Below are 14,447 nucleotides of genomic sequence, written 5' to 3'. Positions count from 1 at the left end.
CCCTGATCCCGCCCACGCCAGCGAAAACTGCCACTGGTCAGTCCGGCCAAAAGCATGTAAGTTTTTGGCAAGCATTGCCAACTGGAGCCACGATGCACCGCCTTGCCACCCTGCTCGCCCAAGCGGGCAACCGGCGCGACCCCGCCACCGGCGCCATCAGCACGCCGATCTATCAGACCGCCACCTTTGCCCACCCGGCCCTCGGCGCCAGCACAGGCTACGATTACACGCGCAGCGGCAACCCCACCCGGCAGGCACTGGAAGACGCGATGACGCAGATCGAAGGTGCCGCCGGCAGCTTCGCCTTCGGCAGTGGGCTGGCGGCACTGTCCACGCTGTTCTGTCTGTTCAACAGCGGTGATCATCTGGTGGTGGCCGAGGGTGCCTACGGCGGCACCACGCGCCTGCTGGAGCAGGTCTTTGCCCGGCTGGGCCTGACTGCGAGCTATGTCGCGGTGACCGACACCGCCGCATATCAAGCCGCCATCAGCCCCAACACCCGCGCCATTCTGGTCGAATCGCTGTCCAACCCCTGTTTGCTGGTGGCCGACCTGCCCGCACTGGCGCAGCTGGCACGCGAACGCGAGCTGTTGCTCATCGTCGACAACACCTTCCTTACCCCCTACTGGCTGCGCCCGCTTGATCTGGGCGACGGGCTGGGGGCGGATATCGTGGTGCATTCGGCCTCCAAATATCTGGCCGGCCACAACGACACCATTGCCGGCATCGTCAGCGCGCGCACGCCCGAACTGGCCCAGCGCATCGGCTATCTGCAGAATGCCGTCGGCGCAGTGCTGGCGCCACAGGATGCGTGGCTGACCCTGCGCGGGCTGAAAACGCTGGCACTGCGGCTGGAAGCCCAACAACGCAACGCGCTCACCATTGCGCAATGGCTCTGCCAGCAGCCACAGATCAGCCGGGTGTACTATCCGGGCCTGTCCGATGACGCCGGCCACCAGCCACTCAGGCTGTTTGCCACCGGTTATGGTGCGGTGCTGTCCTTTGAACTGACCTCGACTGATGCTGTTGCCACGCTCATTGAAGGTGTGAAACTGATTGCCTACGCCGAGAGTCTGGGCGGCGTGGAGAGCCTGATCACCGTGCCGGCCATCCAGACCCATGCCAACCTGCCACCGGCAGAGCGCGCACGGCTGGGCGTCACCGATACCCTGGTGCGGCTGTCGGTCGGCATTGAAGATCCGGCCGACCTGATTGCCGACCTCGCCGCCGCCCTGGCCCGCTGATTCAAACCATTTCGAGTATTGCCATGCCGTTTCGCCAGCAGATAGACCGCACCCCCACCGCCAGCCAGAAATGGGCCAAGTACGCCGGCACCGACATCCTGCCGATGTGGGTGGCCGATATGGACTTCCAGAGCCCGCCGTCGGTGATTGCCGCGCTGCACGAGCGCGTGGCGCACGGTGTGTTCGGCTACACCGATCCGCCCGCCAGCCTGATTGAAGCCTTCATCGACTACGCCAGCCGCGTCTATCGCTGGCAGGTCGACCCCGCATGGATCGTCTGGCTGCCAGGGCTGGTACAGGGGCTGAACATTGCCTGCCGCGCCATTGGCGAGCCGGGCGATGCCGTGCTTACCTTCACCCCGGTCTACCCCAAATTCCTGCACGCGCCGCCACTGGGCGAGCGCGAGCTGATCACCGTGCCGCTGCACCAGCACGCCGACGGGCAATGGCGCTGGGATGTGGCCGAGCTGGAAGCCGCCATCACGCCGCGCACCCGCCTGCTGATGCTGTGCCATCCGCACAACCCGGTTGGCCGCATCTGGAGCGACGACGAGCTGCGCCAGTTGATCGATGTAGCGCGCCGGCACGACCTCATCATCTGCTCGGACGAAATCCATTGCGACCTGCTGCTGGATGAAGGCACCCAACACACGCCGCTGGCCAGCCTGGACCCGGACTTTGCCAGCCGCACCATCACGCTGCTGGCGCCATCAAAAACCTGGAACATCGCCGGACTGGGCTGCGCGCTGGCCGTGGTACCGGATGCCGCGCTGCGCAACCGCCTGCGCCGCAGCACGCTGGGTCTCACACCGGCCGTCAATCTGCTGGGCTATACCGCTGCCGAAGCAGCCTACCGTGACGACGGCATCTGGCATGCCGGCTTGATCGCCACCCTGCGCGAGAACCGCGCACTGCTGCGCGACTGGTTTGCGCAGTCGAGCCGGCTGAAAATCACCATTCCGCAGGCCACCTATCTGGCGTGGATCGATGCCCGCGCCATCGATGCTGAGAACCCGCTACCGGTGTTCGAAGCGCACGGCGTCGGCCTGTCGGACGGGCGCGACTTCGGCACGCCGGGCTTTCTGCGCCTCAACTTCGGTTGCCCCACCAATTTGTTGCAGGAGGCCTTGAACCGGCTGGAACCGTTGCGCTGATCACAGCCAGGTGCGACACCGGCGATGAGGCTTGCACCCGCCGGGCCGGCTTGGCACCATGTCTGAAAATGCGCAGCAACCCGCCCAGCCTGCCCGGTTCACCATGAATGCCGTTTCCCCCTCCCCGTCCATACGCACCCTGCTGCCCGCGCAGGCCGACCTGCTTGTGCAGGCGCGCGCGCTGGTGAAGCGCGAGCTGCCGGCGTCACTGCTGCTCACCCAAGCGCTGCGTCACGGCCAGTGGAATACTGCGGAACAGGCCGAAATTGCCCTGCTGCTGGGGCAAAGCCAGCTGCTGGAAGGCCATGGCGGCAAGGCCGTCAGCACTTGGCTGGCAGGACTGGAGCGCGCCCAAGGCACTGGCGACCGTGCGCTGATCGCCCGGCTGTGGCTGGCCGTGGGCGACACCCACGCCCGCAGCGGCGACTGCGAAACCGCACTGCGCCTGCACGAACACGCCATCGATCTGGTACCGGGCGCCGAGCAGACATTGCGCTCGGCTTGCCGGCTGGCGCTGGCAACAGATCTGCTGGCCTTGCAAGACACCGCAACTTCGGCCGCGCTGCTGTGGCAGATCGAGCAGGACGGCACTACCAACTGGCCCGCCAGCCAGTTTGAAACACTGGCCGAACTCTATCGACTGCACGGCCGGCTGACCGATGCCCTGGTTTATCACGACCGCGCGCACCAGCTGCACGCGCAGGCCGACTGTGCTGCCGGCAGCCTGCGCTGCCTGCTGCGCATCGGCCAGCTGCAACAGCAATTGGGGCAGGATGGCGAGGCAGCGCTGCACGCGGCACTGGCACAGGCCGATGCTTTGGCCACCCATGTGCTGCAGGCCGATGTTCACCATGAACTGGCGGCACTCTATGAGGCTCGCGGCGACCACGAACGCGCGCTGGAGCACTTCGACGCGTTTCTGGCACGCCAGCCCCAGGCCGCCGCCACCCGGCATGCCAGCAGCAAACGGCTTGCCGCCATCGAAATGCGGCTCAAGTTGCTGACCTCGGAAATCGAGTTATCACAGCTGCGCGAGGAAACGCTGGCCGGCAGACAGCAACTGCAAAAGCTGGAAAACGCCGCCTATCGCGACAGCCTGACCCAGTTACCCAACCGCCGTGCGCTGAACGAGCGCCTGCCGGATTTGCTGGCTGCAGCCGAAGCGGGCCAGCCGCTCAGTCTGCTGTTGCTCGATCTGGACCATTTCAAATCAGTCAACGACGAATACAGCCATGCCGTTGGCGATGATGTACTGGTATCTGCTGGTGAGCTGCTGCGCCAGGAATGCCGCGACAGCGATCTGCCGGCCCGCTTTGGCGGCGAGGAATTCGTGCTGGTGCTGCCGGGCGTGCGCCTGAACGACGCCATGCACACTGCCGAGCGCATCCGCCTGCGTGTGCGTTCGCAGCGCTGGCCCGCGCAACCCGAACTTGCGCTGACGGTGAGCATAGGCTGTGCAGAGTTCCTGCCCGGCGACAACGCCGAGATCCTCCTGTCACGGGCCGATCTGGCGCTCTACCTGGCCAAGCGCACCGGGCGTGATCGCGTCTGTACCGCGCCGGAGCACTGAGATGCACCCCAGCGACGACAACTTGTTGCACGAACTGGAACCCATCGCGACAGCTGCCGCCAATGGCTCGCCGCCAGAGCCGGCCGATGGTGAAGCACTGCTGCGGCGCGCGCGTGCCAGCGGCAGCCCGCAACTGGTGGGGCTGGCGCAACTCATCATGGGCCACGCCTGGCAGCACGTCGGCGCGCTCCTGATGGCACAACGATTGTTCCGCCGCGCCGCACTGACCTTCCAGCAAGCCGGCCTCAGCCGCCAGCATGTCGAGGCCATGATCGAAGTCGGCCGCGCCTGCAATGTGGCCGGCGATGTCACCCAGGCGCTGGCAGCGTGGACCGCCAGCCTGGCCCATGCGCGCGACAGCCACGACATGTACAACTGCGCGCGTGTCTATCTGGGGGTAGGCCAGGTTTACGTCGGCTTTGGAGATCACGCCACCGCGCTGCAATACCACGAGTTGGCGCTGAAGCTGGCACTACCGCTGGCGCAGGACAGGCTGTGCTGCGAGGCGCTGATCAATGTAGCGGGCGATGCTTACCGCGCCGGCCTGCATGCGCGCGCGATCGAGGCACTGGACGAGGCCGAACGCCTGCTGGCCGGTCCGGTGCACAACCGCGTGTGGTCGGCCGAAGTCTGCAACTATCGCGGCCTGATCGAATACGCACTGGGCAACGATGCCGCAGCATTGCCGCTGCTGGAAACCGCCTTTGCCCTGCACAACGAGAACGACAATCTGTGGGGTAAGGCCCATGCATTGCTGGCACTGGGTCGCGCCTGGGCCAGACAGGGCGACGTGGCCAGCGCCGAACGCAACCTGCTGGGCGCGCGCGAACTGGCCCGCCATGCCGGCATGCTGGCGCTGCAGCAGGATTGCGCCGAATTGCTGGCCGAACTCGCCCGTGACCGCAACGACGCCGCCACCGCACTGCGCCGCCTGCGCGAACTGCATGCGCTGCGCAGCGAGCCGGCCAAGTCCCCCCAGTTGCGCTTGCGCCCGCAAGCCATCAACCAGCTCAAGACGCTGGAAGCGCGCAGCCTGCAGCTGCGTGCGCGCCTGCGCTACAGCTTGCCGGACGCACCCACAGTCTGAAGTGCTTTGCCACCGGCCTGCCTCAGTAGAGTCTGCAACTGACGCAGAAACACACACCTCGCGATTACCCCGCCAAACCTGTCAACGCTTCAGCATCCGGGTTCTGAATGCCGGTGGGCACCCGGCGTTGCCTCGTTCACTGCATCCGCCCCCGTCAAGCCAATCGCAGATAGACAACATCTTGCTGCATCGGGCAGCTCCGATTCTTTCATCCACAAGATCGGCTCGCCGTATGGCGCACTCTGTTTTCTTACAGAATCAGCCCAAAATACTGCCGAACACAACCTGTTGCATACTTGACAAGTAATTTTTCAAATACGTGCAAACGAAATATTTTTCCCATACATTACACAAACCAAACGCCATTTTTTAAAAATAGCGACATTGCCCGTCAAGGAGTTCAGATGCGTCATTTTCGTTTGTCGATATTCGTTGCGATACTTTGCCTGGGACTTGCTTTTTTCTGGGGGCAAAAATCTGCAGGCGGGGGCGTAGCGGCAGTCACACTCGCCCTGTTGCTGGGCATCATGGAAGTCAGCCTGTCGTTTGACAATGCAGTGGTAAACGCCGCCATCCTCAAGGAAATGGATCACAGGTGGCGGCAGATTTTCCTGACGGTTGGCATTTTGATCGCCGTCTTCGGGATGCGCTTGCTGTTTCCCATCGTGGTTGTGGCAGCAGCAACCGGGGAGCAGCTCATTGCAGTAGCGCAACTGGCATTGAACAAGCCCGAAGAATATGCACGCCACCTGACTGATGCGCATGCAGGCATCGCATCCTTTGGCGGCATGTTCCTGCTGCTGGTTTTCTTCTCGTTTCTGTTTGATGAAGGCAAGGAGCTGCACTGGCTTGGCAAAGTTGAGGAATACCTTGCCAAACTGGGGAAACTTGATTCGGTACGCATCATCTGTGCCTTGGGCGCACTGCTGATCGCGCAGGCATTTCTGCCAATTGATGCCACAACACGTCTGGCCATCGTCGTTGCCGGCATGGGCGGTATCTTTCTCTACGTCGTCGTCGATAGCGTTGGCAGCCTGTTCGGAGATGGCGAAGCATCGGATGCCGCAGGAAAGGCAGCAAAACGTGCGGGGGTGATGGGCTTTCTTTACCTCGAGGTACTGGACGCATCGTTCTCTTTCGATGGCGTGATCGGTGCCTTTGCCGTTACACGGGATGTCGTGATCATCATGCTCGGCCTTGCAATCGGTGCCATGTTCGTACGATCGCTGACTGTGTACCTGGTGGAAAAGGGAACACTCGACGAATACGTTTTCCTTGAGCATGGTGCCCACTACGCCATCGGCGCACTGGCCATCATCATGTTTGGCAGCATCGTCTGGCACATCAGTGAAGTCGTCACGGGCTTGATCGGTGTCGCTTTCATCGCGGCAGCACTCGCATCGTCGCTGATTTACAAAAAGAACAATCCGGAGCTTGCAGGCGAAACGGAAGCAGCCCGGTAATCAAATCAATCCCGTTTTTGAAAGGATCAGACCATGGCGGTTTCTTTGTCCAAAGGTAGCAACGTTTCGTTGTCGAAAAGCGCCCCTGCACTCAAGCGCATTCTTGTCGGACTGGGCTGGGAGGCCCGGGTAACCACCGGCGCAGCCTATGACCTTGATGCCAGTGCTTTCCTGCTTGGGGAAAGCGGCAAGGTGCGCAACGATGAAGACTTCATTTTCTACAACCAGCTCTCGTCCAGGTGTGGTTCGGTTGCACACACCGGTGACAACCGGACAGGCGCGGGTGGTGGCGATGACGAAGCATTGCAGGTCGAACTCGAAAAAGTGCCTGATGCCGTCAAACGCATCGTCGTCTGCGTCACCATCGATGAGGCTACTGCCCGCAAACAAAGTTTCGGCCAAGTTTCCGATGCGTTCATGCGCATCGTGAATCTCGATAACGATGTCGAGATCGCCCGTTTTGACCTGTCCGAAGACTACAGCACGGAAACCGCAATGATCTTTGGCGAGATATATCGCCACAACGATGAATGGAAGTTCCGTGCCGTGGGCCAGGGCTTTGCTGGTGGCCTGGAAGCGATGTGCAATCAGTTTGGCGTAACGGTTGCTTGAGGCCGCTCCGGCAAACCACAAGAAGGAAACAACAATGAGAAGGCTACCTGTCTATTTGCTCCTCGACGCTTCCGGCTCCATGAGTGGCGAGCCCATTGAGGCCGTCAAAACCGGCGTTCAAACGCTGATATCGACATTGCGCCAGGATCCGTACGCGCTTGAAACCGCCTACCTGTCCGTGATCACCTTTGATAGCAGTGCCCGGCAAGTTGCACCGCTTACCGAACTGTCGACCTTTCAGTCCCCCAAGATCAGCGCCAGTGGCACCACGGCACTCGGCGAGGCGCTTGCCCTGCTGGCAGACCGACTGGAAGGCGAAGTGATCAAAAGCACCGCTGAAGTAAAAGGCGACTGGAAACCGCTCGTGTTCATCATGACCGACGGGGTTCCGACAGACGACTGGCAACGCGGTCTTGAAAAACTGAAGAAAGTTCGTACCGGCATCATCGTGGCCTGTGCCGCCGGCCAGGATGCAGATACATCCGTGCTCAAGCAGATCACCGAAGCGGTCGTACGGCTTGATACCGCTGATGGCAGCACTATCAAGGCCTTCTTCAAATGGGTTTCCGCCTCTGTGTCCACGGGTAGCCAGAAAGTGGATCAGGCCCAAAAAGAAGTGGCTGGTCTGGATGATTTGCCGCCACCGCCCCCCGAAGTCAACGTCGTCCTTTAATCACACACAGGGAAGCACAACGACAAATGGCCATCTCGCTCAAAAAAGGTCAGGGTATCAGCCTCAAGAAATCCGATTTTGACCTGTCCATGGTTACCATCGGCCTTGGCTGGGACATCAACGACGGCAAGAAAGGTTTTCTGAGCAATCTGCTTGGCAAAAAGGAAGATGAATATGACCTGGATGTGATTGCCTTTCTTTGCGACGCCAACAGCAAGGTTAAAGACCTTGGCAGCGTTGGTGCCAACAACCGGGTGACTTTGGTTGGTGGTGACGTTGTTTTTTTCAACAGCATGCGCCATGGTTCAGGCTGCGTATGGCTCACAGGCGACAATCGAACCGGTTCTGGAGATGGCGACGACGAGCAAATCATCGTCAAGCTGAATGACCTCCCGGATGCCTATCAAAAAATTGCCTTTGTTGTGCAGATTTACGGTGGCAAGGAAAAGCGGCAGAACTTTGGCAAAGTCCGGAATGCATTCATTCGTGCCGTTGACAATCAGGGCAAGGAAATGACACGTTTTGACCTGTCGGGCGGTGCGGGCTTTGACCAGTATTGCTCGATGCTGTTCGCAGAACTGGTGCGTGAATCAGGTGGCTGGAAGTTCAACGCGATAGGTTCTCCTGACCCCTCGGACACCTTTGTAACCTGGTTAAAGCAATACAGCCATTGAGCGGGTGGTCATCATGAGCGTCAGAAGGCTGCCTGTCTATATCCTGCTAGATACGTCCGGGTCGATGCGCGGTGAGCCGATCCATTCCGTGAATGTCGGTCTCCAGTCCATGCTTAGCGCGCTTCGACAAGACCCGTATGCGCTCGAAAGCGTGCATCTTTCCATCATTACTTTTGACATTGAAGCCAGGGTGTATCTTCCCCTGACACCACTGGACGAGGTAAAGCTTGCAGGAATCATTGCACCGGATGCCGGCGCCACCTTCTTTGGCGCCGCGCTTGAGTTATTGCTGCAATGCATGGCGCGGGACATCAAAAAAAATACCGGTGATGCCAAGGGAGACTGGCGGCCGCTGCTGTTTGTTATGACGGACGGTAGTCCTTCCGACCTGCATGCTTACCGGGAAGCGATTCCTGAAATCAGGAAATGCAACTTCGCTTCGATCCTGGCCTGCGCTGCCGGCCCCAAAGCCCGGCAAGACTTGCTCCTGGAGCTCACCGACCGGGTGGTGACACTCGATACCATGGATGCAGCTGCTTTTTCCGGCTTCTTCAAGTGGGTATCCGCGTCGGTCGCAGCCGGATCGAGCAGCGCGGGCATAGCCGATTCGATTTCCCTGCCGCCACCGCCTCCGGAAGTGCAGCTCGTTCTCTAAACGGCCGAGCGATACGCAAATGACATGCCACCGGCCTTGTCGGGAACAGATGCACCTGTTCCCTGACCATCTCTGCACCGGGCAACCGACCTGTCAACCCGGATTGCTTGCCCGGTGCGGAATCATGGCACCAGCCCGCTGCTTGATGCCCGGCCCCATCGTGCCCCCAGGAGTCCCCGATGCGTAGATTGCCCGTATTTTTCGTACTCGATTGTTCCGAATCAATGGTGGGCGAAGCACTCAGCAAAATGGAAGACGGGCTGCAGTCCATCATGCGCACGCTTCGTACAGACCCGCATGCACTGGAAACAGTGCATGTTTCAGTCATTGCATTCGCTGGTATCGCAAAAAAAATTGCACCGCTGATCGAGGTTGCGTCGTTCTACCCGCCCAAGCTGCCGCTCGGCAGCGGCACCAGTCTCGGCGCAGCCCTTGAAACATTGATGGCCGAAATTGACACGTCCGTGATCAAGACGACGCCCGATCTCAAGGGAGATTGGCGACCCATCGTCTACCTCTTTACCGATGGCAGACCGACCGATAACCCAATACCCGCAATAGAACGCTGGAAAGCCCGATATGCCAGCCAGGCCACCCTGATCGCAGTCGGATTGGGCAAAGATGCCGACTTTACTACTTTAAAGAAGCTCACTGACCACACCATCGTCTTCGAAGATACCAAGGAAGGCAACTTCAAGAAGTTTGTGGCCTGGGTTACTGCCTCCTTGCTTGTACAAAGCAAAAGCACGGGCGAACGCCAGCAGCATGCCCAGCTCCCAGTCTTCGATGAACAAGTCATGCGCATCGTCAAAGAGCCACAACCGGTCGCCGACGAAGCATGCGTGACCCTGGTTGGCCGCTGTCAGAAAACTCGCCGGCCCTACATCATCAGATACGGTCGCAGGCTAAGGTCAGTGGGAACGCGTGACTTCTCGGTGGATGTCGCAAGCTACCATCTGGATGGATGCCATCCCCTTGATGAAGACTATTTCGCCTGGTCGGACCAACGTGCAGCAGACCTCAAGGTCAATACCTCATCGCTGGTGGGCTCCCCTGGTTGCCCGCATTGCGGCAACTTCACCGCCTTCGCGGTCTGCGGCTGCGGCAAGCTGCTGTGCGTGAACGGCCCGGGCAAGGTTGTCTGCCCATGGTGCGAAGAGTCGGTTTCATTTGGCCCCGCACCTGAAGAGGCGGGGGGATTCGACGTCGGCAGGGGTCGCGGCTGATCATGACAACAGAAAATACCCGGCAAACGACCGTACCGCCTCAACTCCAGGCGCATGCCGAAGAACTGGTCCTGGGCTTGTTCAAGGAAAGCCAGACCCCTTTCTTTGACCGAGGCAAGGTCGCAGGCCCCTTGATTGATGAATTCGCCAAGGATGGAGAAGTACAGCGGCTTGCATATGAATTTGCCAGCAAGCTGAAAAAAATCTGGGCAGCCCGCTACCCCGGCAAGCCGGGATTGTTTCCCAAAGCACGCCTCAATAGTACCCCGCAGATAAAACCAATGGCGTTTGCCCAGCTGGATGCCCCCTCTGCCACACCAGGCAACAGCGAGGTTGCACCAGCAATGGTCGCCCCCCCCCCTATTGCCGAAGCTGCGACGCAGATGCCGGATCAAGCCGCAAAGACCGAAGACACCGCGCCGCCGGCGCGGCCTGTGCCCCACCCCGCCCCAGCAACCATGCATGACGCATCAACACCCTCCCAAGTGCTCAGACCCGGGCAAGTGCCTATTGCTCCTGTGGTCACTGCGACGATACCCGAAGGCCAGCCGGTATTCCATCTGCCCAACTGCAAGGCTGGCAGCCCTTACTCGGCCAGAATGGAAGGGCTGGACAAAACGGGTCGGCAAATCAGAGTTGCCCATGTGAAGTTTCCTGATGGATTCGGGCTGACATTTGACCCCGCAACCCAGATGGTGAGCGGGCACCCGCTGCTGGACGGCGAGTTTGACCTTGATCTGCAATGGTCCTATGCCGAGGCACTCAATGAAGGGAAAACCAGCGGCACATGCCAACTCATCGTCAACCCGGATCCACGCTCCCTGTGGAAAGTGCTGGAACCGGCCGGTGACCTTCCATACCGCAAGGCACATCTCGACCAGAAGCTGCTTCGCGGGACGTCATTCAACATCGCCGCAGCCAGTCGCCGTGGCCGCTCTCACGAGCACGGAGGCAGTTTTCGTGACGACGACTTCTTCATTGCCGACGACACGACCAGTGGCTGGAGCGTGCTGATCGTTGCAGATGGTGCAGGCAGTGCGAAATCTTCCCGCGAAGGGTCAAGAATTGCAGTCCAGACCGCCGGAGTGCAACTGACCGAAAGCCTGGCCGGGGTATTTGGCCAGACAATTTCAAATCACCTTGCAAGCTGGGATACCGACCCTGCATCGCAAAATGCCATCGGGACCGAGTTCCATTACTTTTTCCACAAGATGGCACACACCACCGTGCAGGCTATCGAGCAAGAAGCACAAGTGCAAAATGCCCAAGCCAGGGACTATGCAACGACACTGCTGGTCGCCGCAGTAAAGAAAGAGGGGCCGAGCACCTTTCTGGCCACCTTCTGGATGGGTGACGGTGCAATTGCCGCCTATGGCCCCAAAGGCACCGTCAAGCTCATGGGAACTCCCGATGGTGGTGAATTTGCAGGCCAGACACGCTTTCTGGACCGCAATGCACTGGCCGACCAAGGGTTCGGCAAACGCGTCAGGGTAGGCCGATTACCAAATATTTCAGCCATCATCCTGATGACCGACGGCGTCTCCGACCCCTATTTCGAAACCGACAACGGTTTGGCAGACGAAACAAAGTGGGATGCGTTGTGGAATGAAATCCAGCCCCATTTGGAGCAAGAGACATCGTCAGCGCTGAATTTGCTCGAATGGCTACATTTTTTCAAGCAAGGCCACCATGATGACCGGACTATCGCCCTGCTCTGGTAATGGCCAATGACCCGCAGCAATGCGGCTCGTACCAACATGTCTGGCAGCGGAATGAGAAAGCGATGCCGCGCCGGCAGTGGCAAATCACTGCCCATATTAATTCAGGAGCATCGGCATGGCCAAAGTGGTCAAGTGCAAGACGTTAGACGGGCAGGATATCGAGTTTGTCGATGACATCATCGGATCGGGGGCGATGAAAGACGTCTATTTCTCGCCGGACAAGTCATATGTCGTCGGTTTTTACAAGACCGGGCAGGATGCTCAAGCCAAAGAACGTCTGCAGATGATTACCGGCAAATACCGCGAAAACATCTTCAATCAGGTTGGCGGCGACTATTGGAAGCACCTGTTCTGCTGGCCAACAGCCATGCTCGAACACAACGGCAAACTTGGGATGGTTGCCCCGGCATATGCCAGGCATTTCTTCTTCGAACACGGTTCTAAGAACAATGACATGCTCCAGATCAAGGGCAAGGAAAAGGAGGGCAAATGGTTTGCCGCCCCCAATCTGCGCAATCGTTTTGTCGATACCAGAGAGCTTGGCGACTGGCTGAATCACATCAAGGTCTGCCTGCTGCTGGCGCGCGCCGTTCGCCGCATGCACTTCGCCGGCCTCGCACACTCGGACCTGAGCTACAAGAATGTGTTGGTCGACCCCTCGCGGGGGATGGCATGTGTCATCGACGTTGATGGACTGGTCGTCCCCGGCAAATTCCCGCCCGACGTCGTTGGCACGCCTGATTTCATTGCCCCGGAGGTCATCCAGACCGGCCATCTGGCCAAAGACGACCCCGCACGTTGCCTGCCCAAGCGCGAGACTGACCAGCATGCTTTGGCCGTCCTCATCTACATGTATCTGCTGTACAGGCACCCGCTGCGTGGCGGAAAGGTGCACGACCTGAACGATGAACAGCGTGACGAGACGCTGACCATGGGCGAACGCGCCCTGTTTGTTGAGCACCCGGTAGACAAATCCAATCGCATCAAAATCAAGAACGTAAAGCCTTCCGAACTGCCTTGGGCAGATACGGACAAAATTCCGTTCACGGTAACCGGGCCATATCTGAAAGCGCTGTTCCTGCAAGCCTTCGTCAACGGCCTGCACGATCCCGCAGTGCGACCATCAGCCAACGACTGGGAAACAGCCCTGGTCAAGACGGTCGACCTGGTTCAACCATGCCAGAGTCCTGCATGCGAACAGAAATGGTATGTCTTCGACAACTCCACGCAGCCACAATGCCCATTTTGCGGCACCCCCTTCAAGGGCAAGCTGCCCGTGCTGAATCTGTACTCGTCACGCAAGGAAGGGTCATACCGGCCCGACAATCATCGTTTGATGGTTTACACCAATCAGTCCATGTTCCCATGGCATGCAAACAACCTGATCGTGCCGAATGAAAAACTGGCTGATGAGCAAAAGAAACGCATCGGCTACTTCGTACTTCACAACGACCGCTGGTGGCTTGTGAACGAGCGCATGCCAGACTTGACGGATGTTACTGACGAAGCAAAGCGGCCGGTTGCGATCGGAGAAAAACTGGAACTCAAGGACGGTCAGAAAATACTGTTTGGCAAGGGGGACGGCGGTCGGCTTGCCGTCGTCCAGATGGTGGAGGCCTAGCACGATTTGAGCACACCGCCACTCCTCCGGGCCAGACCGGTCATTGCAGCATTTGACTTTGACGGCACCATCACGACCAAAGATACATTTCTGCCTTTTCTATGCCGTGCTTTTGGCAGGCGAAGCGTCGCAATGTCTTTGGCCAGGCTTGCCTGGCCAGCCCTGAAGGTCTGGCTCGGCCTGACCTCGCGAGACCATTTTAAAGCCCTGTTGATTGCCAGGTTGTTCCCCGACGCGCCGGTCGCCAGACTAAAGCAGCTGGGCCGCGAGCATGCAAGCCATATTGCCTCACTGTGCAGGCCTGCAGCACTGAACCAGATCAAATGGCACCAGGATCAGGGGCACCACCTCATCATGGTCAGTGCCTCGCTCGATTTTTACCTTGAGCCTCTGGCAAGGCAGCTGGGATTCAAGAACCTGCTCTGCACCGAGGTGGCATCTTGCAACGGGGTCTGCACCGGACAGATAAGGGGAGAGAATTGCCGGGCATCCGCCAAGGTTAGGCGCCTGGAGGAGCTACTGGGTCCGCTGCATCAATATGAAATCCACGCCTATGGCGACTCGGACGGCGATGCCGAAATGCTCGCAATATCGGATCATCCCGCGTTCAAGCCATTTCGCAAGGCCAGATGAACGAGGCAGCAAACCAGATCAAAGAACCAGCCGTGACAGCTGCGACAACCTAGGGCCTGTTAACACTTATTTCACGCTTGCGTTCGGGGTAGTTCGGGATGGAGCGCAAGGCGC

At 59.4% G+C, this 14,447-nt stretch carries 13 protein-coding genes; all 13 read left to right on the top strand.

Annotated elements, in window-relative coordinates:
• Positions 1 to 92: 92 nt before the first annotated feature.
• The 13 genes from B9A19_RS16115 to B9A19_RS16055 all read left to right on the top strand — a co-directional run bounded on the left by B9A19_RS16115 (position 93) and on the right by B9A19_RS16055 (position 14,333).
• The gene (locus B9A19_RS16115; protein WP_084092076.1) at positions 93 to 1,244 is read left to right on the top strand and encodes a trans-sulfuration enzyme family protein; all 1,152 of its coding nucleotides are present in this window, start codon (positions 93 to 95) and stop codon (positions 1,242 to 1,244) included.
• Between the two features lie 23 nt (positions 1,245 to 1,267).
• A complete protein-coding gene (locus B9A19_RS16110; RefSeq protein WP_084092074.1) occupies positions 1,268 to 2,398 on the top strand; it encodes a MalY/PatB family protein in 1,131 nt (376 codons plus the stop codon).
• Between the two features lie 103 nt (positions 2,399 to 2,501).
• Positions 2,502 to 3,968, top strand: coding sequence for a GGDEF domain-containing protein (locus tag B9A19_RS16105; RefSeq protein WP_176216975.1), 1,467 nt, complete (start codon positions 2,502 to 2,504; stop codon positions 3,966 to 3,968).
• A 1-nt stretch (position 3,969) separates the two neighbouring features.
• A complete protein-coding gene (locus tag B9A19_RS16100; RefSeq protein WP_084092070.1) occupies positions 3,970 to 5,055 on the top strand; it encodes a tetratricopeptide repeat protein in 1,086 nt (361 codons plus the stop codon).
• A gap of 404 nt (positions 5,056 to 5,459) precedes the next feature.
• Positions 5,460 to 6,518, top strand: coding sequence for a DUF475 domain-containing protein (locus B9A19_RS16095; protein ID WP_084092068.1), 1,059 nt, complete (start codon positions 5,460 to 5,462; stop codon positions 6,516 to 6,518).
• Positions 6,519 to 6,551: 33 nt separating this feature from the next.
• Positions 6,552 to 7,130 (top strand): TerD family protein, encoded by a 579-nt coding sequence (locus B9A19_RS16090; RefSeq protein ID WP_084092066.1) that lies wholly within the window; start codon positions 6,552 to 6,554, stop codon positions 7,128 to 7,130.
• Positions 7,131 to 7,164: 34 nt separating this feature from the next.
• Entirely contained in the window at positions 7,165 to 7,803 is a 639-nt protein-coding gene (locus B9A19_RS16085; RefSeq protein ID WP_084092064.1) for a vWA domain-containing protein, read from the top strand.
• Positions 7,804 to 7,829: 26 nt separating this feature from the next.
• The gene (locus B9A19_RS16080; RefSeq protein WP_084092062.1) at positions 7,830 to 8,477 is read left to right on the top strand and encodes a TerD family protein; all 648 of its coding nucleotides are present in this window, start codon (positions 7,830 to 7,832) and stop codon (positions 8,475 to 8,477) included.
• A 13-nt stretch (positions 8,478 to 8,490) separates the two neighbouring features.
• Entirely contained in the window at positions 8,491 to 9,132 is a 642-nt protein-coding gene (locus tag B9A19_RS16075) for a VWA domain-containing protein (RefSeq protein ID WP_084092061.1), read from the top strand.
• Between the two features lie 179 nt (positions 9,133 to 9,311).
• A complete protein-coding gene (locus B9A19_RS16070; RefSeq protein ID WP_084092059.1) occupies positions 9,312 to 10,358 on the top strand; it encodes a TerY-C metal binding domain-containing protein in 1,047 nt (348 codons plus the stop codon).
• Between the two features lie 2 nt (positions 10,359 to 10,360).
• Entirely contained in the window at positions 10,361 to 12,079 is a 1,719-nt protein-coding gene (locus B9A19_RS16065) for a PP2C family serine/threonine-protein phosphatase (protein ID WP_084092057.1), read from the top strand.
• A 115-nt stretch (positions 12,080 to 12,194) separates the two neighbouring features.
• Positions 12,195 to 13,700 carry a helix-hairpin-helix domain-containing protein gene (locus B9A19_RS16060; protein ID WP_084092055.1) on the top strand — a complete coding sequence of 502 codons (1,506 nt, stop codon included), beginning with the start codon at positions 12,195 to 12,197 and terminating at the stop codon, positions 13,698 to 13,700.
• A 6-nt stretch (positions 13,701 to 13,706) separates the two neighbouring features.
• Entirely contained in the window at positions 13,707 to 14,333 is a 627-nt protein-coding gene (locus tag B9A19_RS16055) for an HAD family hydrolase (RefSeq protein ID WP_084092053.1), read from the top strand.
• Positions 14,334 to 14,447: the final 114 nt, after the last annotated feature.

The sequence above is a fragment of the Andreprevotia lacus DSM 23236 genome (assembly GCF_900176275.1).
GTDB lineage: Bacteria > Pseudomonadota > Gammaproteobacteria > Burkholderiales > Chitinibacteraceae > Andreprevotia > Andreprevotia lacus.
The sequence above is the reverse complement of the archived record's forward strand: the minus strand, read 5'-3'. Positions and strand labels throughout refer to the sequence as shown.

Bases quoted from the DNA above. Each gene is read 5' to 3' on its own strand.
- B9A19_RS16115 (WP_084092076.1), top strand. From the start codon at position 93: ATGCACCGCCTTGCCACCCTGCTCGCCCAAGCGGGCAACCGGCGCGAC.
- B9A19_RS16110 (WP_084092074.1), top strand. From the start codon at position 1,268: ATGCCGTTTCGCCAGCAGATAGACCGCACCCCCACCGCCAGCCAGAAA.
- B9A19_RS16105 (WP_176216975.1), top strand. From the start codon at position 2,502: ATGAATGCCGTTTCCCCCTCCCCGTCCATACGCACCCTGCTGCCCGCG.
- B9A19_RS16100 (WP_084092070.1), top strand. From the start codon at position 3,970: ATGCACCCCAGCGACGACAACTTGTTGCACGAACTGGAACCCATCGCG.
- B9A19_RS16095 (WP_084092068.1), top strand. From the start codon at position 5,460: ATGCGTCATTTTCGTTTGTCGATATTCGTTGCGATACTTTGCCTGGGA.
- B9A19_RS16090 (WP_084092066.1), top strand. From the start codon at position 6,552: ATGGCGGTTTCTTTGTCCAAAGGTAGCAACGTTTCGTTGTCGAAAAGC.
- B9A19_RS16085 (WP_084092064.1), top strand. From the start codon at position 7,165: ATGAGAAGGCTACCTGTCTATTTGCTCCTCGACGCTTCCGGCTCCATG.
- B9A19_RS16080 (WP_084092062.1), top strand. From the start codon at position 7,830: ATGGCCATCTCGCTCAAAAAAGGTCAGGGTATCAGCCTCAAGAAATCC.
- B9A19_RS16075 (WP_084092061.1), top strand. From the start codon at position 8,491: ATGAGCGTCAGAAGGCTGCCTGTCTATATCCTGCTAGATACGTCCGGG.
- B9A19_RS16070 (WP_084092059.1), top strand. From the start codon at position 9,312: ATGCGTAGATTGCCCGTATTTTTCGTACTCGATTGTTCCGAATCAATG.
- B9A19_RS16065 (WP_084092057.1), top strand. From the start codon at position 10,361: ATGACAACAGAAAATACCCGGCAAACGACCGTACCGCCTCAACTCCAG.
- B9A19_RS16060 (WP_084092055.1), top strand. From the start codon at position 12,195: ATGGCCAAAGTGGTCAAGTGCAAGACGTTAGACGGGCAGGATATCGAG.